General features: G+C 71.0%; 20 protein-coding genes. 14 read left to right on the forward strand and 6 right to left on the reverse strand.

The genetic code is table 11. From position 1 onward, the window contains the following. The first annotated feature begins 630 nt into the window (after window positions 1–630). From ACTRO_RS03135 to ACTRO_RS03145, 3 genes are read left to right on the forward strand one after another with little or no spacing between them, the layout of a single operon-like run. Window positions 631–1,662, forward strand: coding sequence for an alpha/beta hydrolase (locus ACTRO_RS03135; RefSeq protein WP_169739805.1), 1,032 nt, complete (start codon window positions 631–633; stop codon window positions 1,660–1,662). Between the two features lie 52 nt (window positions 1,663–1,714). Continuing rightward, window positions 1,715–1,960, forward strand: coding sequence for a phosphopantetheine-binding protein (locus tag ACTRO_RS03140; protein ID WP_034260999.1), 246 nt, complete (start codon window positions 1,715–1,717; stop codon window positions 1,958–1,960). Beyond that, a complete protein-coding gene (locus ACTRO_RS03145; protein WP_063627917.1) occupies window positions 1,957–2,529 on the forward strand; it encodes an AAA family ATPase in 573 nt (190 codons plus the stop codon). The genes ACTRO_RS03140 and ACTRO_RS03145 overlap by 4 nt, the downstream gene beginning before the upstream one ends. 25 nt (window positions 2,530–2,554) lie before the next feature. On the opposite strand, the gene ACTRO_RS03150 is transcribed toward ACTRO_RS03145, so the two are convergent. After that, on the reverse strand, window positions 2,555–3,322 hold the full coding sequence (locus ACTRO_RS03150) for a hypothetical protein (protein WP_034261001.1): 768 nt from the start codon (window positions 3,320–3,322) through the stop codon (window positions 2,555–2,557). 448 nt (window positions 3,323–3,770) lie between these two features. On the opposite strand from ACTRO_RS03150, the gene ACTRO_RS03155 reads away from it, so the two are divergent. The 8 genes from ACTRO_RS03155 to ACTRO_RS03190 all read left to right on the forward strand — a co-directional run bounded on the left by ACTRO_RS03155 (window position 3,771) and on the right by ACTRO_RS03190 (window position 12,483). Next, complete coding sequence (locus ACTRO_RS03155) at window positions 3,771–5,834, forward strand: ABC transporter ATP-binding protein (RefSeq protein WP_211244072.1); 2,064 nt, start codon at window positions 3,771–3,773, stop codon at window positions 5,832–5,834. Beyond that, complete coding sequence (locus ACTRO_RS03160) at window positions 5,831–7,675, forward strand: ABC transporter ATP-binding protein (RefSeq protein ID WP_051450238.1); 1,845 nt, start codon at window positions 5,831–5,833, stop codon at window positions 7,673–7,675. The genes ACTRO_RS03155 and ACTRO_RS03160 overlap by 4 nt, the downstream gene beginning before the upstream one ends. A 102-nt stretch (window positions 7,676–7,777) precedes the next feature. Beyond that, complete coding sequence (locus tag ACTRO_RS03165) at window positions 7,778–8,047, forward strand: helix-turn-helix domain-containing protein (protein ID WP_211244073.1); 270 nt, start codon at window positions 7,778–7,780, stop codon at window positions 8,045–8,047. A gap of 70 nt (window positions 8,048–8,117) precedes the next feature. Beyond that, window positions 8,118–8,969, forward strand: coding sequence for an NAD(P)-dependent oxidoreductase (locus ACTRO_RS03170; protein WP_051450239.1), 852 nt, complete (start codon window positions 8,118–8,120; stop codon window positions 8,967–8,969). Between the two features lie 61 nt (window positions 8,970–9,030). Further along, window positions 9,031–9,468: a GNAT family N-acetyltransferase gene (locus ACTRO_RS03175; RefSeq protein ID WP_034261003.1), complete on the forward strand. Its 438-nt coding sequence runs from the start codon at window positions 9,031–9,033 to the stop codon at window positions 9,466–9,468. Next, window positions 9,465–10,973, forward strand: coding sequence for a class I adenylate-forming enzyme family protein (locus ACTRO_RS42660; RefSeq protein WP_051450240.1), 1,509 nt, complete (start codon window positions 9,465–9,467; stop codon window positions 10,971–10,973). Before ACTRO_RS03175 ends, ACTRO_RS42660 begins: the two co-directional genes overlap by 4 nt. A 13-nt stretch (window positions 10,974–10,986) precedes the next feature. Continuing rightward, on the forward strand, window positions 10,987–11,784 hold the full coding sequence (locus ACTRO_RS03185) for a VOC family protein (RefSeq protein WP_034261005.1): 798 nt from the start codon (window positions 10,987–10,989) through the stop codon (window positions 11,782–11,784). A 45-nt stretch (window positions 11,785–11,829) separates the two neighbouring features. Further along, a complete protein-coding gene (locus ACTRO_RS03190) occupies window positions 11,830–12,483 on the forward strand; it encodes a GNAT family N-acetyltransferase (RefSeq protein ID WP_034261007.1) in 654 nt (217 codons plus the stop codon). Window positions 12,484–13,475: 992 nt separating this feature from the next. On the opposite strand, the gene ACTRO_RS03195 is transcribed toward ACTRO_RS03190, so the two are convergent. Further along, the gene (locus ACTRO_RS03195; RefSeq protein WP_034261009.1) at window positions 13,476–14,762 is read right to left on the reverse strand and encodes an IS701 family transposase; all 1,287 of its coding nucleotides are present in this window, start codon (window positions 14,760–14,762) and stop codon (window positions 13,476–13,478) included. A gap of 93 nt (window positions 14,763–14,855) precedes the next feature. On the opposite strand from ACTRO_RS03195, the gene ACTRO_RS46745 reads away from it, so the two are divergent. Next, window positions 14,856–15,149: a hypothetical protein gene (locus ACTRO_RS46745; protein WP_169739806.1), complete on the forward strand. Its 294-nt coding sequence runs from the start codon at window positions 14,856–14,858 to the stop codon at window positions 15,147–15,149. Between the two features lie 60 nt (window positions 15,150–15,209). Beyond that, complete coding sequence (locus ACTRO_RS03200) at window positions 15,210–16,493, forward strand: ATP-binding protein (RefSeq protein ID WP_034261011.1); 1,284 nt, start codon at window positions 15,210–15,212, stop codon at window positions 16,491–16,493. A 122-nt stretch (window positions 16,494–16,615) separates the two neighbouring features. Here the strand turns inward: ACTRO_RS03200 and ACTRO_RS03205 are convergent, their stop codons facing one another. Next, the gene (locus ACTRO_RS03205) at window positions 16,616–16,933 is read right to left on the reverse strand and encodes a YceI family protein (protein WP_169739807.1); all 318 of its coding nucleotides are present in this window, start codon (window positions 16,931–16,933) and stop codon (window positions 16,616–16,618) included. Window positions 16,934–17,116: 183 nt separating this feature from the next. Here ACTRO_RS03205 and ACTRO_RS46750 point away from each other — a divergent pair, with 183 nt between their 5' ends. Continuing rightward, window positions 17,117–17,296, forward strand: a complete 180-nt coding sequence (locus ACTRO_RS46750; RefSeq protein ID WP_157435699.1) for a hypothetical protein — start codon at window positions 17,117–17,119, stop codon at window positions 17,294–17,296. Window positions 17,297–18,674: 1,378 nt separating this feature from the next. Here the strand turns inward: ACTRO_RS46750 and ACTRO_RS03215 are convergent. From ACTRO_RS03215 to ACTRO_RS03225, 3 genes are all read right to left on the reverse strand, one after another. Then, on the reverse strand, window positions 18,675–19,184 hold the full coding sequence (locus ACTRO_RS03215) for a DUF1269 domain-containing protein (protein ID WP_034261015.1): 510 nt from the start codon (window positions 19,182–19,184) through the stop codon (window positions 18,675–18,677). A 244-nt stretch (window positions 19,185–19,428) separates the two neighbouring features. After that, window positions 19,429–21,009, reverse strand: coding sequence for an IS1182 family transposase (locus ACTRO_RS03220; RefSeq protein ID WP_084315930.1), 1,581 nt, complete (start codon window positions 21,007–21,009; stop codon window positions 19,429–19,431). 359 nt (window positions 21,010–21,368) lie between these two features. Next, window positions 21,369–22,598: a PP2C family protein-serine/threonine phosphatase gene (locus tag ACTRO_RS03225; protein ID WP_211244074.1), complete on the reverse strand. Its 1,230-nt coding sequence runs from the start codon at window positions 22,596–22,598 to the stop codon at window positions 21,369–21,371. Between the last annotated feature and the right edge of the window lie 39 nt (window positions 22,599–22,637).

Here is a 22,637-nt window from a genome sequence, read left to right on the forward strand (position 1 = left end):
GGAGCCGTCAGCGCTCTCGGCCTGCGGACGCGTCGTCCGGGTACCGTGGAGGGGCCGCACGACACGCGGCGGCCTGGCGGGGTGGGGGTCGAGGGCCTCCGCCGTCGGAAGACGGGGAGGGGAGCGGCCCGCACAACGCCTCACCGAGCCGTCATGGTCACACGACGGTCACGGACTCCGCAATGCATTGCGACCCCTGCGGCAGGTGCCCTGCCAGCCGTCTCAGAATCTGGATACGCCTCGTCTGATCTTTGGTAGAACCCCTTTGGCCTGCCCGTTCTCCGGTTGCGCACGGCCCGGGGAACCGGTGCGGCCGGAGTGTCGGGTGGGCCATACCGCAGGGATCGACGAAGCTGCGAATGTTCCCCTTCATCAAATGACGTACATCTGGCGGCGACCTGTCTCGGTCCGGCCCGGCGCAGCTCAGGCAGGCGGCGGGCCGCGGCCGCGGGTGCGCCGCACGGCCCCGGCGGGTGGCCCGCGAACGGCTCGCGGCGTCCGGCGGGGCCCGCGCGGCCGTAGGCGGGCAGGTTGGCCGCGCGCGGCCAACATCGCCCGGCGCGGTGTACGGGATGCGGAGCAGGCCGGATCATGGAGGCCGGTCGAGACGTGAGCGGGGAGGCGGAAGGCTTGGCACAGACCGATACCGGGCGGGCCGGCTCCGAAGCCGGGTACGCCCGTGTGGCTGCAGACCGTTCGTACCCTGATCCGGCGGCCCCGGTCTTCGACCCCGAACTCGTCCGGGTGGCCCGGCTTTACCGGCGCGTGGATCACGCCGACGCGCAAGCGGTGCGAAGCGAGGCCAAGCGGCGGATCCAGGTCTCCCGGATGGCCGGCTTGTGGCGCGGCGCCGACCCGGCGGTGACCTTCCAAGACCACGTGGTCCCCGCGTCGGACAGTTGTGCGGTGCCAGTCCGCGTCTACCTGCCGATCACGGCACGCGGCCCGCTCCCCGTCGTCCTCTACGCGCACGGCGGCGCCTTCATCTCCGGCGACCTCGACTTCGAGCACCCGCGCTGCCTGGACCTGTGCCGAGAAACCGGGTTCGCCCTCGTCTCGATCGACTACCGGCTCGCACCCGAGCATTCGTACCCTGCCGCACTCGACGACTGCCTGCACGTCTACCGGCGGCTGCTCGACGACGGCGGCGCCGGCCTCGGGTTCGAGACGGACGGGAGGACGGCGGTGGTCGGCGCCAGCGCGGGTGGCGCGCTGGTCGCGGCCCTGTGCCAAGCCGCGCGCGACCGGGCTTGGCCGCTGCCCGCGTTCCAGGTCCTGCTCTACCCCGTGGCGGACGACCGGCTCGAGACGGCGTCGATGCGCGCGTGCGTCGACACCCCGGCCTGGGACGCACCCAACTGCGCGCACATGTGGAACCACTACCTCGGCCCGGCCGGCGCGCGCGGCGAGGTCGCGCCCTATGCCGCCCCTGGCCGGGCGACGGACCTGGCCGGGCTGCCCCCGGCCTACGTGATGACCGCGCAGTACGATCCGCTGCGCGACGAGGGCGCCGCTTACGCCGCCGCGCTCGCGTCCGCCGGGGTCCGGGTGGAGTACCACCAGTTCGCCGGGGCCTTCCACGGATTCGACACGCTCGCCGGCGGGACGCTCTCGAGCCGAGCGCTGCGCGAGGCCGCGGACGTGCTCCGCGCCGCTCTATGACCAGGCCGATCGCCGACACCGGCGCAGACCACGGAAAGGACGGGACCCGCCCATGCTGACGGAAACCGAGTTCATGGAAGCGTCCAAAGGCTTCCTGGAGGAGATCGGCGCGGACCTCTCCGCCGTCGACCCGGACACCCACCTCATCGACGCCGGCGTGCTCGACTCACTGGCGATCCTGGCCTTCCTGGACTTCCTCGAGAACCGCTGCGGGGGAGTCGTGCAGATCGAGCAGTTGGAGATCGACTCGATCGCCACGCTGAACAACGCGTACAAGCTGCTGCTCTCCCAGACGTGACCGGGTCCGCAGCGCAGCTCGTCACCCCGGCCTTCATTCTGACCGGGGCACCCGGCGCGGGGAAGACCGCCATCCTGCGGGTGCTCGAGAGCCGCGGGCACGACGTGGTCGAGGAGGCGGCCACGGCCGTCATCGAGTGCGAACTCGCCCGCGGGGTCCGGGTGCCGATGGATGATCCGGCCGTGATAGAGCGGATCGCCGCGCTGCAGCTGACCCGTTGGGCCACAGCTGCGCAGCGGCCTGCGAAAGTGCGCTTCTTCGACCGATCCCCGCTGTGCACGCTCGCTCTCGCCCGGTTCATGGATTACCCGGTGCCGGCGGCGCTGGGCGACGAGGTGGAACGGATGCGGGACGAACGCCTCTACCAGCCGCGGGTGTTCTTGATCCGGAATCAGGGCACGGTGAAACCGACCGTGGCCCGCCGGATCAGCCAGAACGACGCCGTCCGATTCGAGCGGATCCACGCCGAAGCCTACGCGGAGTTCGGCTACACCTGTGTGCCCGTCGCGCCGGCGCCGCTGGACGAACGGGCACTGATCGTCGAGCGCGAGGCGCTGGGCGGCCACTGACGCGGCATCCCGGGCATCCCGGCGGCTACGTCGCCGCCGCACGGTGCCAGGGCTTTGACACAGGGAATCCGAGGACGAGGATGCTCGCCCCCGCATCGCCGGCCTCGGCGCTTACCGCCTCGGACCCGGGAGGCTGCCAGCTCACCGATTGAGGCGAGTAGCGCCGGCGTGTCTCAGCCTCCTGCACCAGGACATCGCCGGCCAGGACCACCGCGAAACGGTGCCCGCGCGCGTCCGCGAGTAGCGGGATTCCAGTGCCCGGCCCGGCGTCCACCAGGCTCGCCCGAAGCTCGTCGGCCGGATCCTCGAGCAGAACCCTGCGTCGTAGCGTCCCGGCCTCCACCGCGTCCGCGCCGGTCTCGGCCCGGGCGTGCAGCGCGCGGCCGTCCGGCGCGATCCGCACATCCTGATCCAGCCCCGGGAATCTGATCGCGTCGGTGGGCTCCACGCGCAGGGTCAAGCTGCGCAGCGGCTCCGCCGGAGTGAGCGCCTCGCCGGCCGTGTGGGCGTCGGTGAAGCACACCAGGAACCGCGGCACCGCCCCGTCGTCGCGGACGGCTGCGTCGGCCGGCCGCGCGTCCGGTGACGCCGTGTGCGCCCACAGAATCCGGAACTGGGCCACTGGGTGTGTGTGCGGGGCGAAGTCGCCGGTGCGGTGGTTCAGCGCGTACACCTGCGCGCCCTGACGCGGTGACGCGCCTCCGATGTAGTCGGCGACCGTGCAGATGGTCCGGCCGAACAACGCCCGCCGCGCCGCCGTCTGCGTGCGCTCGACGAACCAGCGACCGCCCATCACCCCACCGCCTTCTGTTTCCGGGGAATGCACGGAGGATAGCCGATCGTTCTCCCGTCCGAGGACGCCGCGGACCACGGCAGAGCTCGAATGCGAGCCTCGGCTGAAGCGGAACGGCCGCTTCCGCCCGGCCGGTCCGTCCAAGGATTTCCGGGCTGGTGGCGGGTAGGCCGCCGATTATCCGGGGGATAACTCAAGTTCTGCTTCACTTTGCCGCCGGGAGTCCGCTTCACCGAAAGGGGCGCGGTGCAATGAACCCGGGTCAGATTGGCCGGATCAGGCCGTTCTTTCGCCCGACGGTTGCGAACGGTTGACGGGAAAGCAGAGGCCGGGAACCATACTGCTGATCAGTGTGCGATCACTGCGGTCGCGGACGACCACGGGTGAGGTCCACCACTGCCGGGCCGGCGGGCCGGGGCGAGGGGTGCTCGGTGAGGAAGGGGCCGTCGTGCCAGCAGGCGCCGCCGGAAACGGGAGATCCCACCGTGGCGGACCGGACCGCGACGGCGCGCCGGAAGGCGCCGCCGACTCGGGAGAGCGCTTTCCAGCGGACGCGCCCGCACCGGGTAAGCGCATACCCGGTACCGGGCCGGCCCGCTCGCGGTTCTCCGGCGCGTCCCTGCGCGACCGGGCTCGGGCGCGGGCCCAGCCCTGGCGCGAGATCCTCGCGGTCGTGCCGCGCGGAGGCCTGCCGGCCCTGGCCGCAGGAGCGCTCAGCCTCGTCCTCGGCATCCTTCCGCTGATCTTCATCGTCGGCATGAGTACGGTTCTCCAGCGCCTGCCCGCGGTCCTGGCCGCGCCGGTCGGCCGCCGCGGCTGGGGGCCGCTCGTCGTCCCGCTGGCCCTCTCCGCCGCCGCGTTCGTGCTGCAGCAGCTGTTCACCCCGTGGCGCACCGCGCTCGGCGAGGCGGTGACCCGCCGCGTCGACGGCACCTGTATCAACGCAATGATGGTGCTCGCGGCCGACGACGCCCCGCTGCGCCTGCTCGACGACGCCGAGGCCGTCGGCTCGCTGCTCGAGGGGCGCGAGGCGATCCTGCGCCAGTCGCTGACCCCGGGCGAGGCGGTCGCCGGCCTGCTCGCGCTGCTCGCCCGGTACACCCAGCTGCTCGGCGCCTGCCTGCTGATCGGCCGCGCGCTCGGCGTCGGCGCCGCCATGCTGGCCACTGCCGTCGCCCTGACCATGCGCTTCGGCCAGCGCGGCTCGCTCGGCCGGTTCGCCGCGCTCTGGCGCTCGCTCGCCGCCCCGCGCCGCCAGGTGGCCTACGTGCGCCGGATCGGCGCGGGTGTCGCCGCGGCCAAGGAGATACGTGTCCTGCGTCTGTCCGCCTGGATTTCGGCGCGGCACGACCAAGAGACCGACGCGTTCCTCAGCCGCCTCTGGCACGGCCGGCGGGGACTGCTGTTCCGGCCCTTCGTGTTCCTGGCCGTCGCCGGGTTCGCCGGCGTACTCGGCACCCTGCTCCTGCTCGCCCACGCGATCGGCGGCGGTCGCCTCTCGCTGCTGGACCTGGCCGTCGCGGCACAGTGTGTGCTGATCGCCGCCCGATTCGGCGTCTACTTCCCCGAATGCGACGTCCAGACGCAGTACGGCATGAACGCCATGCGCTGCCTGACGGCGTTCGACCAGCGGGTCCGCGCAGCCGAGCCGTCCGCCGCCGGCCCCACGCCCACGCCGACGACGACGAACGAAACCCCGATCGCCGGGCGCGGCGTGATCCGCTTCGAAGGGGTCGGATTCCGCTACGCGCCGCAGGCGCCCTGGGTCGTACGCGGCCTCGACCTGGTCATCGAGCCCGGCCGCTCCACCGCCGTGGTCGGGCTCAACGGCGCCGGAAAGACCACCATCGTCAAACTCCTGACCGGGCTCTACCCGCCCGAGGAGGGCCGGATCACGATTGACGGCACGGACATCGCGAGCCTGCCGCCGCAGCAGTGGCGCGCCGCCTTCGCGGCCGTGTTCCAGGACTTCATCCGGTACGAGCTCACCTTCGACGAGAACATCGCGATCGGCTACCCGGCCGGTGACCCGGACGATCCCGAGGTTCTGGCCGCCGCCGAACGGGTCGGCGTGGGGGAGTTGCGCGCGTCCCTGCCGGCCGGCGGCGGCACCGTCCTGTCCAGCCGGTATGACGGCGGGGCCGACCTGTCCGGCGGCCAGTGGCAGCGGGTCGCGCTGGCCCGGATGTTCCGCGCGGTGGCCGGCGGCGCCCGCGTGCTCGTCCTGGACGAGCCCACCGCCGCCCTCGACGTGCGGGCCGAGGCGGACTTCTTCGACCGCGTCCTCGCCCTCTCCGAAGGACTCACCACCGTCATGATCTCCCACCGCTTCGCCACGATCCGGCGCGCCGACCACATCGTCGTGCTCGACGGCGGCGCCGTCGCCGAACAGGGTTCGCACCCGGAGTTGATGGCCGCTGGCGGCCGCTATGCCGACCTGTTCCTGCTCCAGGCCGAACGCTTCGAGGCGGCCGACCCGGCGGCCGGGCAGACGCGGGAGGCGGTCCGTTGACCTCCGCGCTGCGCGCCGTCCGCGGTCAGCTCGCGCTGGCCTGGCGCACCGACCCGCGCCGCTTCGTCTTCGCCTCCCTGCTGTTGCTGATCGGCTACCTGGCCACGCCGGTGATCGCGCTGCTGCTCAAGGAGCTGACCGACCGCGTGGTGGCGGCCTCGTACGGCGCCGTACCGTGGCTGTGCGCGGCCTGCGCCGGCGCCCTGATCCTCGAGCTGATGCTCGGTCACTTCGCGCACCTGCTCTACTTCGAGGTCGGCGAGATGGCCGAGGCCGCGCTGCACGGCGAGTTGATGCGCCACGCCAACGGCTCGCCGTCGCTCGAGGACATCAACAGCCCGGGCTTCACCGACACGCTCACTCTGGCGATGGACGGGCTGCCCAAGACCCGGGCCGCGCTGGAATCCACGCTGCAGCTGATCGGCATCGCCCTGCAGACCGCGCTCTCCACCTTCCTGCTCGCCACGATCACGCCCTGGCTGGTGCTGCTGCCCGTGGTCGCCGCGCTGCCGGTCGCGCTCGGGCGCACTGCCCAGCAGGTGACCGAGCGCGCCCGCGAACAGACCGTGCAGAAAACCCGCCTCAGCAGGCATCTGATCCAGCTGGCCACCGAGCCCGCGTCGGTGTGCGAGCTGCGCATCCAGGGCTCGGCCGCCCTGGTGCGCCGACGCCAGCAGACCGCCTGGCGCGAGTCCGGCGCGGTGCTGAACCGGGCCGGCTACCGGGCCGCCGCGATCCGCTCGGCCGGGCAGCTCGGCTTCGCCCTCGCCTACGGCGGCGCCATCGCCCTGGTTGTGCGTCAGGCCGTCGACGGCCGGGTCGGCATCGGCGACGTGGTGCTGCTGATCACCCTGGCCGTACAGATCAGCAGCCAGGTCGCCACCGGGCTGGGCCTGCTCACCTCGCTGCAGGACTTCGGGCACACCTTCGACCGGCTCGACACGGTGGCGGCGCGCACCCCGCGGCCGGCCGCCCCGGCAAGCCGGACGCGTCCGGCGGAGCGGCGTCCGCCCGAGACTCTGCGGTCCGGGATCGCGCTGGAGAAGGTCGGTTTCCGCTACCCCGGCGCCGACCGGGCCGTGCTGCACGAGGTCGACCTGACCCTGCCGGCCGGCGAGACCATCGCGCTGGTGGGGGAGAACGGGGCCGGCAAGAGCACGCTGGTCAAACTGCTGTGCGGGCTCTACCAGCCGACCTCCGGCCGGATCCTGGTGGACGGGGTGGACCTGCGCGAGATCGACCCGGCCGCCTGGTTCGCCCGGATCGCGCCGCTGTTCCAGGACTTCGCTCGGCTGCACCTGAGCCTGCGCGAGAGCGTCGGGGTCGGCGCCGTCGCCGCGATCGACGACGGGCCGCGGGTGCTCGGCGCGCTCGATCAGGCCCGGGCGCGACGGGTGCTCCAGCGGGTGCCCGAAGGGCTCGACGGCCTGCTCGGCCGGGAGTACGGCCCGGGCACGGAACTGTCCGGCGGACAGTGGCAGCTCGTCGGCCTGGCCCGCACCCTGATGGCCGCGGACCCGCTGATCCTCGTGCTCGACGAGCCGGCCGCCGCGCTCGACGCGACCGCGGAGCACGCGCTGTTCGAACGGTTCGGCTCCGCCGCCCGGCAGGCCGGCACCGATCGCGGAGCACTGACCCTGTTCACCTCGCACCGCTTCTCCACGGTCCGGATGGCCGACCGGATCATCGTGTTCGAAGGCGGCCGCGTCGTGCAGAACGGCGGCCACGACGCGCTGATGCGGGCCGACGGCCCCTACGCGGAGCTGTTCCTGCTGCACGCCCGCGGCTACCGGCACGATGCCGTGGACGCCCCGCCGGACCGGGATGAGCCGGCCGGCTAGCCGGCCGCCTGCGGCACCCACCCCGGGCCGGGGCGCGGGGGCGGGCGGCCGTGGAAGGTGAACGGCGGGAGACATTCGAGGAAACGGAAATCGGAGGATGCGTTGACACGAGCGACCACCATCCAGCGGACGGGCGCGGCGGCGCGCGACGTCCCCGCCTCCGCCCCGTACGGGTCCGAAGGCGAGATCACGCCGGCCGAACGCGAACTGCTCGGCTACCTGGCCCAGGGCCTCGCCCTGGCCGTCATCGCCCGGCGGACGTACACCTCGGAGCGTACCCTGCGCCGCCGGATCAGGATCCTGTGCGAGCGGATCGGGGTGGACACGCTGATCGAGGCGGTCGCCTGGGCCGCTCGCAGGGGCCTGATCTGACCGCCGCCGGCCGGGAACGGACCGATCCCCGGGCCGCCGGGGCCCCACCGAGACGAAGAGGAGTGTGCAGATGCGGGTAGGTTTCATCGGCGCCGGGTTGATGGGTGCTCCGATGGTGCAGCGGCTGATCGAGGCCGGGCACGAGGTCGTGGTGCACGTGCGCGATCCGGCCCGGCGCCCCGAGGGATGGACCACGACCGGCTCGATCGCCGAGGCGGTGGAGGGCGCCGAGGTCGTCTGCACGGTCCTGCCGGACACCGAGCAGGTGCGCGAGGTCGTCGGTGCCGTCCTGTCCGTCGCGGCCCCCGGCACCGTCCTGCTCGAGATGACCACACACGCCCCGGCCGTGGCCCGGGAACTGGCCGCCGAGGCCGAAGCCCGCGGGATCGTGTACCTCGACTGCCCCGCGGCCGGCGGCGTGCCGGCCGTGCGCACCGGGACGCTCGGGATCTGGGTCGGCGGCCCGGCAGACGCGCTCGAACGCGCCCGGCCGGTGCTCGCTGCGATCGGCGACGAGGCGAAATTGCGCCACTGCGGCCCGGTCGGTGCCGGGCTGGTGGTCAAACTGGTCAACAACTACCTCGTCGCGGTCAACGCCGTCGCGTCCGGCGAAGCGCTCGCGGTGGTCCGCGAGGCCGGCGTCGACCCGCGGGTGGCGATCGAGGCGATCGTCACCGGCGGCGGCGGAAGCAACGCCCAACTGGCCAACCTCTACCCCAACCGGGTTCTCGCCGGCGACTTCGAGCCCGGATTCAAGCTCGGCCTGATGCTCAAGGACCTGCGACACGCGATCGACCTGGCCGAGCAGACGAAGGTGCCGCTGCATCCCGGACCGGCCGTGCGTGACCGTATCGCCGAAGCCGGCGAGGTCTACGGGCACGAGGTCGACTTCGGCTCGGTGGCCCGCCTCTACGGCTGGTGAGCCCGGCCCGTCCCCTCCCCTTCTCCGAGTTCTACCCCTGCGAAGACGGAAAGGTCGTCCGTTGCCGTACCAGGTCCGCCAAGCCCGCGAAGAACAGGACGTGCGCCGCTGCTGGCCGGTGTTCCGGGAGCTGCGCCTGAACATCCCGAGCGAGGAGGAGTACGTCGCGCGCTGGAAGCGCCAGTGCGACGAGGCCTATCAGATCGTGTACATCGAGGTGGACGGCGAGGTCCGCGCCGTCGGCGGCTACCGCCTGGTGCACTCGATGGCCTGGGGCCGCATCCTCTACCTCGACGACCTCGGCGCGCTCGCCGAGCACCAGGGCTCCGGCCTGGGCAGCGCGATCCTCGCCCACCTCCAGGCGGAGGCCCGGCGGCTCGGCTGCGAGGCCGTCCACCTCGACACCGGCTACCACCGGCAGAAGGCGCACCGGGCCTATCTGCGCAACGGCTTCGTGCTCGACAGCCACCACCTGCAATGGAAGGCCGGCCCGGCATGAGAGACCTGCTGACCTGCCACGAGAAGCTCGCCGCGGACCACCCCGGCGACCCGGCGATCGTCTACCACCGCGGCCCGGCCGGCCCGCTCACCCTCACCTGGGGCGAGCTGTGGGCCCGGGCCGGGCAGCTGCGGGAGGACCTGCTGCGCGGGGCGGCCCGCCCCGGGCACGTCAGCGCCCTGACCCTGCAGGACACGCCCGACCTGGTGCCGATGCTGCTCGCGCTGTGGCAGCTCGACTGCCCGCCGGTGCTGCTCGACCCGACCTGGGGGGCCGAGCTCACCCGGTCGGTGCTCGCCCACAGCACCCCGGCCTTCCACGTCGCGCTCACCCCGGCCGTCGCCACCGAGCCGATCCCGCAGCGCCCCGGGGACAGCGCCGCCCCGCCCGACGCCGCGTTCATCGGCTACACCTCCGGCAGCACCGGGGACCCGAAGGCGATCGTGTTCAACCACGACCGCCTCTACGCCGGCACCCTGGGCAACGTCGCCGCTTCGCTGCGCCTGCACGGGAGCCGGCCCGCCCGGATCGCCCGGTCCATGCGGATGTCCGGCTCCGGTGTGATCAACCTGCACCACACCTGGGGCGCGGTCCTCGGCGCCTGCGTGGTCGTGTTGCCGGAGCTGACGGTGGCCACCGCCCGCGACTACTGGGCGCGCATCCAGGACGAGGGCATCGAGCAGACCTTCCTCGTCCCGCAGCTGGTCGAACTGGTCAACCGGCTCGCCGCGGACCGCGACCCGGACCGGCCGGGACCGGTGTGCTTCACCGGCAGCGCGCCGCTCGCGCCGCACACCCAGGACCGGTTCCAGCGCCGCTTCGGCCTGCCGCTGTACAACGCTTACGGCCTGTCCGAGACCTCCTCCGCAGCCTTCTTCGGCCACCGCGGCCCGGACGGGCTCGCCACCAACAGCATCGGTGTGCCCGAGCGCGCCGCGGCCCGGCTGCGCGACCGGGAGGGCCGGGTCGTCGACGGCATCGGCGAGGGCGAGATCGAGCTGAGCGGTGATCAGGTCTTCGGCGGCTACTACCGCAACCCGAAGGCCACCGCGGAGACCTTGGTCGACGGCTGGCTGCGCACCGGCGATATCGCCCGCCGCGACGAAGAGGGCTACTACCACCTCGTCGGACGAAGCAAGGACGCGGTGATGAAGGGCAGCTACGCGATCTACCTCACCGAGGTGGAGGAGGCGATATCAGCCCACGAAGACATTCTGGAGGCCGCGGCCGTTCCGCTGCGCCTCGCCGACAGCACCGAGGACATCGGCTGCCTGGTCCGGCTGACCGAGGGCGCCGCCACCGCGCCCGTGAAGATCCTGGCCTGGCTGCGCGAAGCCCTCGGCCCGCAGCGGGCGCCCTGCCGCATCGTCGTCACCGACGAGCCGCTGCCGCGCGGCGGCCAGGACAAGCTCGACCGGCCGAACATCGCCGCCCGCTGGGACGCACTGCCCAACGTCCCGCGCTCGCTGCGCAGTACGTGGAGCGAACAGGGCCGGGCCGGATGAGGCGGCGGCGCACGTGATCACCGGCCTGACCCACGTGACCCTGCAGAGCCCGATCGACGCCGGCCGGGCGCTCGGCGTGCAGCTCGGCTTCACGGAGGAGTTCGTCGACCAAGTCGAGCTCCCCGCGGGCTTCGAGGCGATCGGCGACGCCGGGCAGACCTGGCTCCCGCTCGGCATGCTGGCCGCGGAAGAGGGCATCCGCCTGGAGTTCGTCGAGCACGCCGCCCCCGCCGACGGGCCAGGCGCGTACACGCCGCTGTTCGCCGGCCCCCCGCCGCGCGCGACCGCGCCCCCGTGGAGCGCGCTGGAGCGTCCCCGCATGGCGGACCTGCTGCGGCGCGCGAAACTGCTGGGCGACCCGGTCACCGTCCGCTTCGAGGCGTGCCACGCCGAAGCCTGGTGCGACGCGTCCGGAACCGGCGCAGGCATCGCGGGGCTCGTGATACACGCCGAAGACCTCGATGCCGAAGTGGAGTTCTGGTCCAAGCTGCTACGCGTGCGGTGGCGGGGCCGGGAGCCCGACGCGGTCTGGGGCACCATCCCGTCCCTCGTCGCGGCCTCGACCGAACTGTTGCTCATCCGCGAAGCCGACGCGCCGGGCGTCCACGCGATGAACGACCGTGGCTTCCCCTCGATCGGCGTCTACAGCACCGCCATCGACACCGACTACGAGCGGGTCGTGAAGCTCGGCGCCACTCCGGTCGCCGCGCCGATCGCGACAATGGTCGGTGGACGTGGCGTCCGCATGGCCCTGATCGCGTCGCCGGGCGGAGCGCCCGTCGAACTGCTGACGCTCGCCAAGCCCATCTGAGGAAAGCTCGACCGAACAAGGAACATGCGAAAGGAAGAACCAACCATGGGAAACCGGCTCGAAGGCCCGGTGCTGGAGGGATCCCTCGTGCGCCTGGAACCGCTGGAGCACCACCACGCGGCCGACCTCGCCGCGGCGGCCGAGGAGGACCGCAGTCAGTACGGGTTCACTTGGGTACCGCGCGCCCACGAAGTGCACGACTATATCGACCAGCAGCACGGCCGCGCCGCATCGGGCCGGATGGCCCCCTATGCCCAGATCGACCTGGCCTCCGGCCGCGCCGTCGGTGCGACCGCCTACTGGGAGCCGAGGTTCTGGCCGGACACCGAGCGCCTATACGCGGTCGAAGTCGGCTTCACCTGGATCGCCGCCTCCCGACAGGGCACCGGTGTCAACACCGAGGCCAAGCTGCTGCTGTTCGGCCACGCTTTCGAAGGCTTCGGCGTCGTCCGGCTGGACCTGAAGACCGACGCCCGCAACGAGCGCTCCCGCGCCGCGATCACCGCGGTCGGCGGCCACTTCGAAGGCGTTCTGCGCAGCTGGTCCCGTTCCTGGGCTCCCGGCGAGGACGGCAAACTCCGCGACGCGGCGATCTTCTCCATCCTCGCGTCCGAGTGGCCCGAGTGCCGTGCCCGTCTGCAGCAGCGGCTTGCGGCGAAGGCGGCGGTCACGGATGGGGGCTCGGAAATTAAAATCTGAGTGGTGGCGGCGCCGGTCGTCGGGGCTCGGCCCATGGTTGGGATCATGCTGGGATGCTCATCTCTCTCGCGTGCCAGCTCACCCGCAAACTGCTCGGCGCGCTGGCCACCATCGCGCAACGCGACGCTGCACCGATCCCCGCGACGGGGCCGGCAGACCCGCCGCCCGGCACCGGCGCGTGCTCTCCCGGCAGACCACGGCGACGCCACGGCGCTGACGCGTGAGGTACCGGGTCTTGATCACCTCGCCCACGATCGCCTCGACCCACTCCGGCAACCGGCCGGACAAGCGTCCGCCACTCGAACGGCCCGGCAGCAGGTCCGAGACCACCCCGTCTCCCGCCCGCCAACGCCCCACCAGCACGTGGACCTGACGGCGAGAAACCCCGAGCCGCGCCGCGGCCTCGTCCGCGACCGCCCACCCGATCCGATCCGATCCAACCCGGCCAGCGGCCCGATCACCTCGGCCGCCCGCACCGCGGGCCCCACACTTCATCAGGCGCGGTTGGTAGCCCGCCCTCGACTATCGACCACTCCGCCACCGGCCCAGCCCTCCGCTGCGCACGCGACTACGGACGATCCGGCTGTAGTGCCGGCGAGTACGGGCTGTACGGCGAATCCGAACTTCCATGCACACGACGAATCACACCCCGCGCAGATGACTCGGCAGCGCGTGAAATCCGAGACCGGCCGACCCAGCAAACCGGGTGTCGACCGGGCATGAGTGACCAGCGTGACACCGTGCAGCCCTGCCTCGGCGATCGCGGGGTCGAGCCGGGTGAACAACGCTGCTGCGATGAGGTCCAGCCTCTGCACCAGACGCTGGAGGCCGCGCCAGTGAGAACCTCGAACTCCGTCAACGCCTAGTAGTGCTTTGTTAGGTTGGGTGTGCGCGTTGGAGGTCGTTGAGGGTGAGGGTTCTGGTGCAGGTGGGGCAGGTGCCGGTCCATATCGCCAGGATGACCTGCAGTTCGCGCAGGACGTGGTAGACGCTCAGGCCGGCGCAGGGACTTTTGGGTCCCTGCGCAGCAGGGTGCAGAAGGCCTGGTCGGCGGTGGCGAGGGTGACGTGGCGGTGCCAGCCGGTGTAGCTGCGGCCCTCGAAGTGGTCGAGGCCGAGGCCGTCTTTGAGCTCGCGGTAGTCGTGTTCGATGCGCCAGCGGATCTTCGCGAGGTGCACCAGGTCGGCCAGGTCGGTGTCCGGCGGCAGGGTGGTGAGCCAGTAGTCGGTGGGCTCCTCGGCGTCCTGGTCCCACTGCACCAGCAGTACCTCGGCGGGCAGCGCGCCGTCGGGGCCGCGGGGTATGGCCTTGTTGACCGGGCGTACCGGGAGCGCGAGGAACCGTCCGGTCATCGCGGCGGTGCGGTTGGCAGGGGTGGGGTGTGAGCCGGTGCGCCAGGTGACCTCGGTGAACGCCTCGCGCCCGGCCTGTATCGCCAGGGCTTTGACGCTCATCGGCTTGTCCGGGTAGTGCGGCTTGGGCCAGGGCCCGCGGGTGCCGGGGCAGGTGTCGACGGGCTCGGCGTCACCGGGCTGGACGGAGAGATCGGCGCTGACGGCGAGTGCGTAGGACAGGCCTCGCTCGGTCAGGGCCAGGCGGAAGGCGGTGTTCTCGCCGTAGGCGCAGTCCGCGACCACCGGCAGGCGCGGTAGGTCCCATCCACCGGGCCCGGTCATCTGCTCGAGCTGGTCCAGGGCCAGTTGGGGTTTGGTGCGGTGACGCACCGCATCCGGGATGCCGGTGCGCTCGCGGCGCAACCTGGTACCGGCGGCCAGGTCCTGGGCTTCCTGCTCGGTCGCCGATCTCGGTTTGACGTGATCGTCCCAGCTTTCGGGCAGAAACAGCCGCCAGTTCGCGGCCATGGAGGTGTGGTCGGTCACCAACTGCACGCTCACCCCGATCTGGCAGTTGCCGACCTTGCCCAGGGCTCCGGAGTACTGCGGGGCGACCGCCGGCGACATGCTCCCGTCCTTGGGGAACCCCACGTCGTCGACCGCGTACGCCACCGGCTTGATCTCATCGAACATGCGCAGAGCCAAAGCACGACGCACACGGGCGTAGTCCCAGGAGGAGGAAGTGATGAACTGCTGCAGGCGCTGATGGTCGATCCCGAGGCGCTCGGCCATGGGCTGCATCGACTTGCGCTTACCATCCGTCATCAGGCCCCGCAGATACAGCGTCGCCTTCCCCTTCTGGTCCACCCTGGCCAGATCCGCGAAGACCTCAGCAGCGAACTCCTCCAGCCGAGGAAGCACCCGAGCTATCTGATCCGGTGTCATACCAGGCAGCATGACACCAGACCAAGACCTAACAAAGCACTATTAGGGCCTGTATCGAATTCGGATCATGTCGTGCCCTGATAGAACGGTCTGGTGGCGCGTGGTGATGTGACGAATGTCGAGTGCGCGTTGATCGAGCCGTTCCTGCCGGTGGCGGCGACCGGTCCGCTGCCGCGGCGGGCTCGTGATCAGTTCAACGGGGTGATGTGGCGGTTCCGCACCGGCAGCCCCCGGCAGCGGCTGACCGACGAGGAGCCCGCAGCGTTCCGCCGCTTCCATCGAGCAGGGCATCATCCGGCACCGAACGACGTGAATGACCTCTCTCCAGGTGCAGCGGGTACGCCAGCGAGTTGCTGGCGCGTTTGCCCGGAGCCCGCGAGCCGCTGATGATAGTGATCATGGATAGGCGCGCAGGTGACCGGGAGGTCATTCGGTGAGGAGGCGGGCGTGTCGGTTTGGCGGATCAGGGACTTTCACGACGACGACCTGGACCAGGCGATCGCGCTGTGGGATCAGGGTCGGCAGGCCGATCTCTCCCACCCGGTCTTCCCGATTTCCGAGGTGATTGCCGCTGCTCGTGGCGGTCAGCCGGCGGTGGTGGCGGTGGTCGGCCCGGAGATGGTGGGTTTGGCGGTGGCCCGGGCGGAGGGCGAGCGTGCGTGGATCCTGCTGGTCGCGCTCTCCGGGTCCTGGCGCAACCGGGGACTGGGCAGTGCGTTGATCGCCGAGATCGAGCGGCGGCTGCGCGAGGCCGGTGTGCGCCGGATCTGCGCGATCCTGGCCCCCGATGCCACCGGTACCGCCGCGTTGGAGCACTCCGGCTACCGCCGCGGCGATGGGATGGTCTACTACGAGAAGCTCGAGCGCCTCGGGGCGGGGGACGCCGGGATGCTGGCCGAGCTCGGCGGTCGGATCGAGCCGCGGGGGTTGTGGGACGCCCTGGCCGGGATGCACGAGGCGAAGGAGACCATCGAGCGTCGGATCGTGCTGCCGCTGACGGAGCCGGAGGTCGCCCAGAGCTACGGGGTGCGCCCGCCCAAGGCCGCGATCCTGTTCGGGCCGCCGGGCACTGGGAAGACGAGTTTCGCGAGGGCGGTGGCGTCGCGGTTGGGCTGGCCGTTCGTAGAGCTGTTCCCCTCACGCCTGGCGGCGGTCGCCGAGCGCGGCGGACTCGCCGCGTCGCTTCGGGAGACCTTCACGGATCTGGCCGAGCTCGAGAGCGTGCTGCTGTTCATCGACGAGGTCGAGGAGATCGCCGCGGTGCGCTCGGGCATCACCGTCAACCCGGGTCACGGTGTGACCAACGAGCTGCTCAAGCTGATCCCGGCGTTCCGCGACCACGACAACAGGCTGCTGATCTGCGCCACCAACTCGCTGCGTACCCTGGACCCGGCGTTCCTGCGCCCTGGCCGGTTCGACTACATCATCCCGGTCGGCCCGCCTGACGAGGCCGCACGGGCCGCGATATGGCGCCGCTACCTCGGCCCGGCGGCCGACACGGTGGAACTCGGCCGGCTGGTCGAAGCCAGCGAGATGTTCACCCCGGCCGACATCGAGTTCGCCGCCCGTAAGGGCGCCCAACATGCCTTCGAACGCGAGGTCGCCGAGCGCGCCGGCCGTCCCGCCGCCACCGAGGACTACCTCGCCGCCGTCGCCGATATCCGCCCAACCCTCACTGAAGCTGCGCTGGCCGAATTCAGCGAGGACATCGCGCACTACGTGCGCACATAGCCTGCCAGCCGCACGCGGTGTCGTGTGCGCAAGCACGCGGGACCGGCCCCGTCTGGCCGCTTGCCGGTCGTGATCAAGCCGCGGCGGAGGCATGACACGCGCTCCATGGGGTGCGCTCGGGCTCAGGCGGCTAAGCGGGTGAACCGCGACGTCGCGGTCACGGTGGCGAACCCGCGCAGCATCCTCGACTGGTTCCAGGAGAGGCCGAAGTCGGCGTGATCGACGGTGAACCGAGTGGTAAGCGTGGCCGAGTCCGCGCCGTCGGCGGCGACTTCGGCGCTGAGCGCGATGGGCCGGGTGGTGTCCCGCGCCGTCAGACGGCCTTCGATCCGCACGGTGCCCGGCAGTGTGCCCGGCAGTTTTCGGGCCGCGTCGGCGCTGATGACATCGAACTGAGTGAACGGCAACTGCTCTGCGGAAAAGGAATCGTCCGAACGCAAGTGCTGCATTTGTGGCCTGGGCCGAGGGTCGGGGCGCCGTCCAAGTGCGCGTCACCGCGTATGCGGCGAACGAAAGCGCGATTCGGTTCAATCGGCGGCGTGGATTCTCGCACCTTGAGAGTGCCTACGCGATCCTGCTGCATGAGGCTGAGCGCGAGCCCATCTCAATGAGTCAGACTCACTATGTCCGATCCTGAAAGCGTGGCCTCAGCCGTGCCGCATTGGGGTCGGCTCGATCCGCTGGGTACGAGGACGGGTTCGATCGTGCTCATTGTCGCGATCAAGGTGCGGTCGGCCGAGTCCGGCTTCGGCCCGTGGTCGCTTCCCCGGTGGACCCGTGGAGACCGGATCTCCGCATTCTAGATCCGGCCGGGCGGCTGAGGCGGCTCGGCTCGGACCCATGCCCGATCTGACGGCACTTCAGATCGGATGAATCTCGGACAATTATCACGACTCCGCGTGTCGAGATGTTGCCATGGCGGATGTTCGTCAGTTCCAGCCCGGTGTGGAAGGAGTCGTGGACTCAACAACGGCCTCCAACTTCTCGTGAATCCTGATCGGATCCGGAGGCCTTTTCTTGTCCCATCCGACTTCCCGGGGTCGAGGGCTGTTCGCCCTCGCCGCGGCCGCCTTGGCGCTGGCGGCGACCCCGCCCCAGGCGCTCGCCGCCCCGACGCCCGGCCCCGCCGGCACGCCGGCGCAGGTTTCTCAGGGTTCTCACCCAGCCGCCCACGTCGTCACGCTGCTGACGGGCGACCAGGTCAACGTGACCACCTTCGCCGACGGCCGCAGCGTCGCTACCGTCCACCGAGCGCCCGGGCTGACCGGCGGGGTACTCGCTCAGGCGTCGGCAAGGATCTATATGTCTACCTGTCGGAGGTCATGCCGTACGTCGCGTCCGGAGTCCTGGACAAGCGGCTCTTCGATGTCACTCTCCTGATAGAGCGCGGCGCATTCCACCACTGCGCGGGCGTGGCAGGGTCTGACCGCCTCGGCGGCGGGCAGCGGCGCGCTCGGCGGCGGGATCGCGAAGATCTGGCTGGGCGGGAAGGTGAAGGCAAGGTTGGCGCAGAGCACCGCGTAGATCGGCGCCCCGGACGCCTGGCAGGCCGGCTACGACGGCAAGGGTGTCGACGTCGCGATCCTGAATACCGGGATCGACACGGGTCATCCGGACCTACCCTCGCCTATCTCGCCTCCTTCCGGTAGGCGCCTCTACGACGCAAGATCGGCGACCGTCCGTTCGCCCCGACGGCGTAAGGAGTGGATCTGAATCCGCCGGGCATCATCTCCCTGTCATCGGTCCGTGGCGTCGGGGTGAGCAGCAGCGTTGCGGCCGTGGGGCCGCAGCCGATGAGGGGCGGATTCAAGCGGTCGTCGCGAGGAACCCCCACCATCGCCACCGCCATCGGTACTGGCATCGCCGATCACGCGGACTACCGGTGACGAGCCCGCGAACACCTACCGCAGAGTTCTGCGAGAACGGCGCCAAGGCCGTCGCCGAGGAAGCCACGACCCGGCGCGTCAGACCGGAATTCTTCGCTGCTCACTCAATCGCTGAGCTACAGGTACGCACTGGCTACTGGCTCGGGTTGCAAGGGTACACAGCACGGCATTCGCTGGCCTGCACCTTCCAGTGCGCCTCGGCGGAGACCTCGCGCTGTTCCAGGCGATCGGCAGTCTGCCGGCCTCCGGCCCTGGCGGGCGCCGGCGCCGGAGGTTATGCGGTGTGGTGGGATGGTCAGGTCACCTGGTTGGCGGTGTCTTGGAGGGCCTTGTTGAGGTCGGTCGAGCGCACGTCGAGCTGCTTGGCGGCGTGTTTCGCGGCCTTCAGCTGTGCTTTTTCCACGGCCTCGGCCACTGTGCTCTCGCCGACGATGACCAAGGCGGCTTGTCCTTCGTCGATGATCTCTCCGAAGTCCTTGACGTCTGCTCGGGACATTCCCCGGTGCAGGTGGCCGCTGACTGCGCCGACCGCGGCGCCGACGACGGCCGAGCCGATGAGTGCCGGCGGGAAGAGCACGCCGATGACCCCGCCGATGGCGGCGCCGCCCCACGCCCCGTGGCGGGTGGCGGTCTCGTCCTTGTTGACGTGGACCTTGCCGGTCTCGTCCTTGGTGACGACGGAGGCGTCGTAGGTGCCGATGGCGCCGTGTTTGTGCAGGTCTTTGACGATGTCGTAGTCGTCCCGTGCTGCGGCCTCGTTCGGGTAGGTGCCGATGTACAGGAAGACCGAATCGGGCTTGGTCATATCTGATGTCCTGTTCTTTCCCTGCCGCGGCTGGGAGGAGCGCGCGGTGGCCGGCTGGAAGTCTGCAGCGTGGACGCTGTGAGCGGCAGGGTCAGCTCATCCGCGTGTGCGCTTCGGATTTCCCTTCGGCTCCAGGATGCGTGCCGTTGGGCGCCCCGGCCTCCCGGCGCCGAGCTAGAAGCGTCATGAAAATCTTCGTGTTCTGATGTGGTGGCCTGGCGTAGCCGGCCCGCCGCTCGCTTGTTCACGCTGGTGTGGGTAGCTGCCAGGCTCCGTCTGTGCGGGTGAGGCCGAGGTTGATGAGGGTGCGCAGGTTCAGGGCGGCGGCGCGGGTGTGGATCCAGGTGTTGTTGGGGATGGTGCCGCGGTAGCGCAGGCGGCGGTTGTTCCCGGCGACGAGCCAGGCGACGGCCCGTTCAACGGGTGGGCGCCAGCGGCGGTAGGCGGCCTGCCAGTCGGGGTCGGTGGTGGCCTGGCGTCGGGCGGCGGTCTGCTGGTCGTGGTGGGGTCGGATGGTCAGCACCCGGCCGGCCTTCGCTTTCGTGCACTGCTCGCGCAGCGGGCAGGTGGGGCACTGGTCGAAGACCGCTTTGCGCTGATGGTGGATTCCACTGGGTGGAGTGAGCGGGATGGTGTGCCCGGCGGGGCAGGTGACCTGTCCGGTGGTGTCGATGGCGAAGTCGTCGAGGCTGAAGCCGCCGGGTACGGCCGTGGTCAGCGGCGCGGGTTTGAGGAACAGGCGGTGTCCGCGCTCGAGCAGGGCGGCGCTGGCGCTCCCGCTGCTGTAGGCGGTGTCGCCGTACAGGTCCAGGCCGGTGGCCTGGTCGTCTTCGTTGATCAGGTCGAGGGCGACGGCGGCCTCGTGGTGCTCGGGCCCGGAGCCCGGGCGGATGGCGAGGGCGGTGTAGATCCCGGTCTCGGGTTCGATGGCGAGGTGGGCTTTGTATCCGTCCTGCTTGTGGGTGCGGGTCTTGTGCACGTGCCGTGATTCGGGATCGACGGTGGAGATCACGCGGTTCTCGGCGGTGCCGCGGGTGATGCGCCAGCGCCCGTCGCGCCCGTCGGAGTCCTCCGCGGGTTCGACGTCCTGGCCGGCGACGAGGGCGAGCAGGCCGAGGGCGTCTGCGGGCTTGGGGCCGTGCTCGCGCTCGGGCAGGGCCACCAGCAGCCGGATCGCGTCGGTCACCAGCGCGTCGACGAGTTCGGCCCGGGCCTGCGGGTCGTTCCAGGCGATCGCGGGTTTCCCGGGATCGGCGTAGTCGTGCGCGGTGCACACGGCCGCGACCACGTCCGCGGCACCGGGCACCTCGCGCGCGACGCGCCGGATCGCGGCGATGATCTGGGTGACGGTGTCCTGGGTGGCCACCGCGTCATCCAGCACGGTGGAATCCAGCGCCCGGCGCACCTTGCCCTTGAGGATCCCGGTCTCGGCCACCACCGCGCGCACGGCGGTGAAGATCCGCTGTGGGTCCGCGGAGCGCGACAGGCGTCGGCGGAAGTAGGCCAGCAGCGACGGGTCGAACCCGGTGTCATACAGCCCGAGCCCGCACGCGGCCTTCCACCGCAGGTCACAGCGCAGCTCCTGGACAGTGTCGAAGTCCGAGTGGCCGTTAAGGGCCTGGAGGGTGACGGCCGCGGCCAGGATCGCCGGAGGCATCGAGGGACGTCCGTTGCGCGAGGGGTACATGTCCGCGAACATCTCCGCCGGAAACAACGCCTCCCGGTGCTCGGCCAGGAACGCGAACACGCTCCCGGCCGGGATCAGCTCCCGGCACGTCGCCCACACATCTGGCCCGACCAGCTCACCCGTCCACTCACCCTGCATGACAGCATTCTGGCCCGGCCGCTACGCGGCCGGGCCAGAATGCATGATTTTCATGACGCTTCTAGGGCCCGGTTGACAACCGAATGGCCGTGAATCGCCGTTGAGCGCGGTTGCGTCTGCACGGCGTCAAGCGTGCGCCGCATCCGGTCGTCCGTTGTGCCAGCGGCCGTGCCGGCGTCCGGACGCGCGGCGCTGGCGTGGGCGCGAACGGAGGCGGCGAACACCCCCGCCGCGATCGCGGGAATCGTCTACTGGTCCTGAACCACGCCCGCACCCGGGACCCACGCGACCCGCCCGTGTGCCTGGGTGACTTACGATCGCGGGCGCGCCACGATGCATTCCCGGCGCGGATCACCTCGCTAAAGCCGGATGACGACCAGGGCGATGTCGTCCCGGGCGCCGCCGTCGACGCCGAGGTCCGCCAGCAGGGTATCGGCCAGATGCTCGGGGGTGTACCCAGCGTGGCGTCCGAGCGTACGGGTCAGTCGGGCGAGGCCGGTGTCGATGTCCTCGGTGCGCCGCTCGATCAGGCCGTCGGTGTAGAGCACGAGAGTTTCGCCGGTGTTGTAGTTCACGCCGGCTTGAGGCCGGGGTACGTGCGTGGGACGGGCGCCGAGCGGGGGGTCGGTGGCCTGGTCGAGCAGGTCGCAGCGACCGTTGGCGCGCACGAGCACGGGTGGCGGGTGTCCGGCGCTGCTGTAGATGATCAGGCGGCTGCGTGGGTCGATCATGGCCTGGGCGGCGGTGGTGTTCAGCGCGCCTTCGACCGAGCGGGCGTAGAGGCCGAGCACTTCCAGGGCTTGGGCCGGGCGTTCGAGAGCACGGATCGCGGCACTCAGCGCGCTGCGGAGCATGCCCATCACGGACGCGGCCTCCAGGCCGTGGCCGACCACGTCCCCGACTGCGGCGGCAAAACGGCCGTCGGACAGATCCACCAGGTCGTACCAGTCCCCGCACACATTCAGTGATCCGGTCGCCGGCAGATAGCGGACCGCGACGTTCTCGTGGTGAGGCAGGTCCGGGGCTTGGAGCATCGCCTCCTGCAGGGTCAGCGCGACCTGCTGCTCGCGCGCGTGGGCCTCGCGCAGGTCCTCGTTGAGTCGCTGCAGCTGGCGGGCCCGCGCGTAGAGCTCGGACTCCAGCGCCTCGCGTTCGACCTCGTTGCGTCTGCGCCGTTCGGGGCGGTGCTTGACGTACGCGGTGACGTCCTCGACCCGATGGATGATCCACGCCACGGCCCCGTCCGGAGCGAGGATCGGGGTGTTGACCGGCGACCACCAGCGTTCCTCGAAGCTACCGGGCTGGGCGGCGTTCGGGATGTCGTACCTCTGCAGCGCCATCGTGTCCGGTGCGCGAGTGATAAGGACCCGGTGCAGGGAGGCGTTGAGGTTGCGCACCCCGTCCGCCTCGGGGTCGGCGGGGTTGTTAGGGAAGGAGTCGAAGATCCGCCGCCCGAGTAGTTCCGCCCGCGTGCGACGGGTGGCGGTCAGGTAGGCCCGGTTGACCTCGACGATCACCAGGTCGCAGTCCAGTACCAGGTAGGGGCTGGGCGTGGCGGCGAACAGTGCGGCGTAGTCCAGGTCAGTCATCAGACGCAGCCCCTGTTCCGTTGTCCGCTGTACCCTCGT

Source organism: Actinospica robiniae DSM 44927, from assembly GCF_000504285.1.
In the GTDB taxonomy this organism is placed as follows: Bacteria; Actinomycetota; Actinomycetes; order Streptomycetales; family Catenulisporaceae; genus Actinospica; species Actinospica robiniae.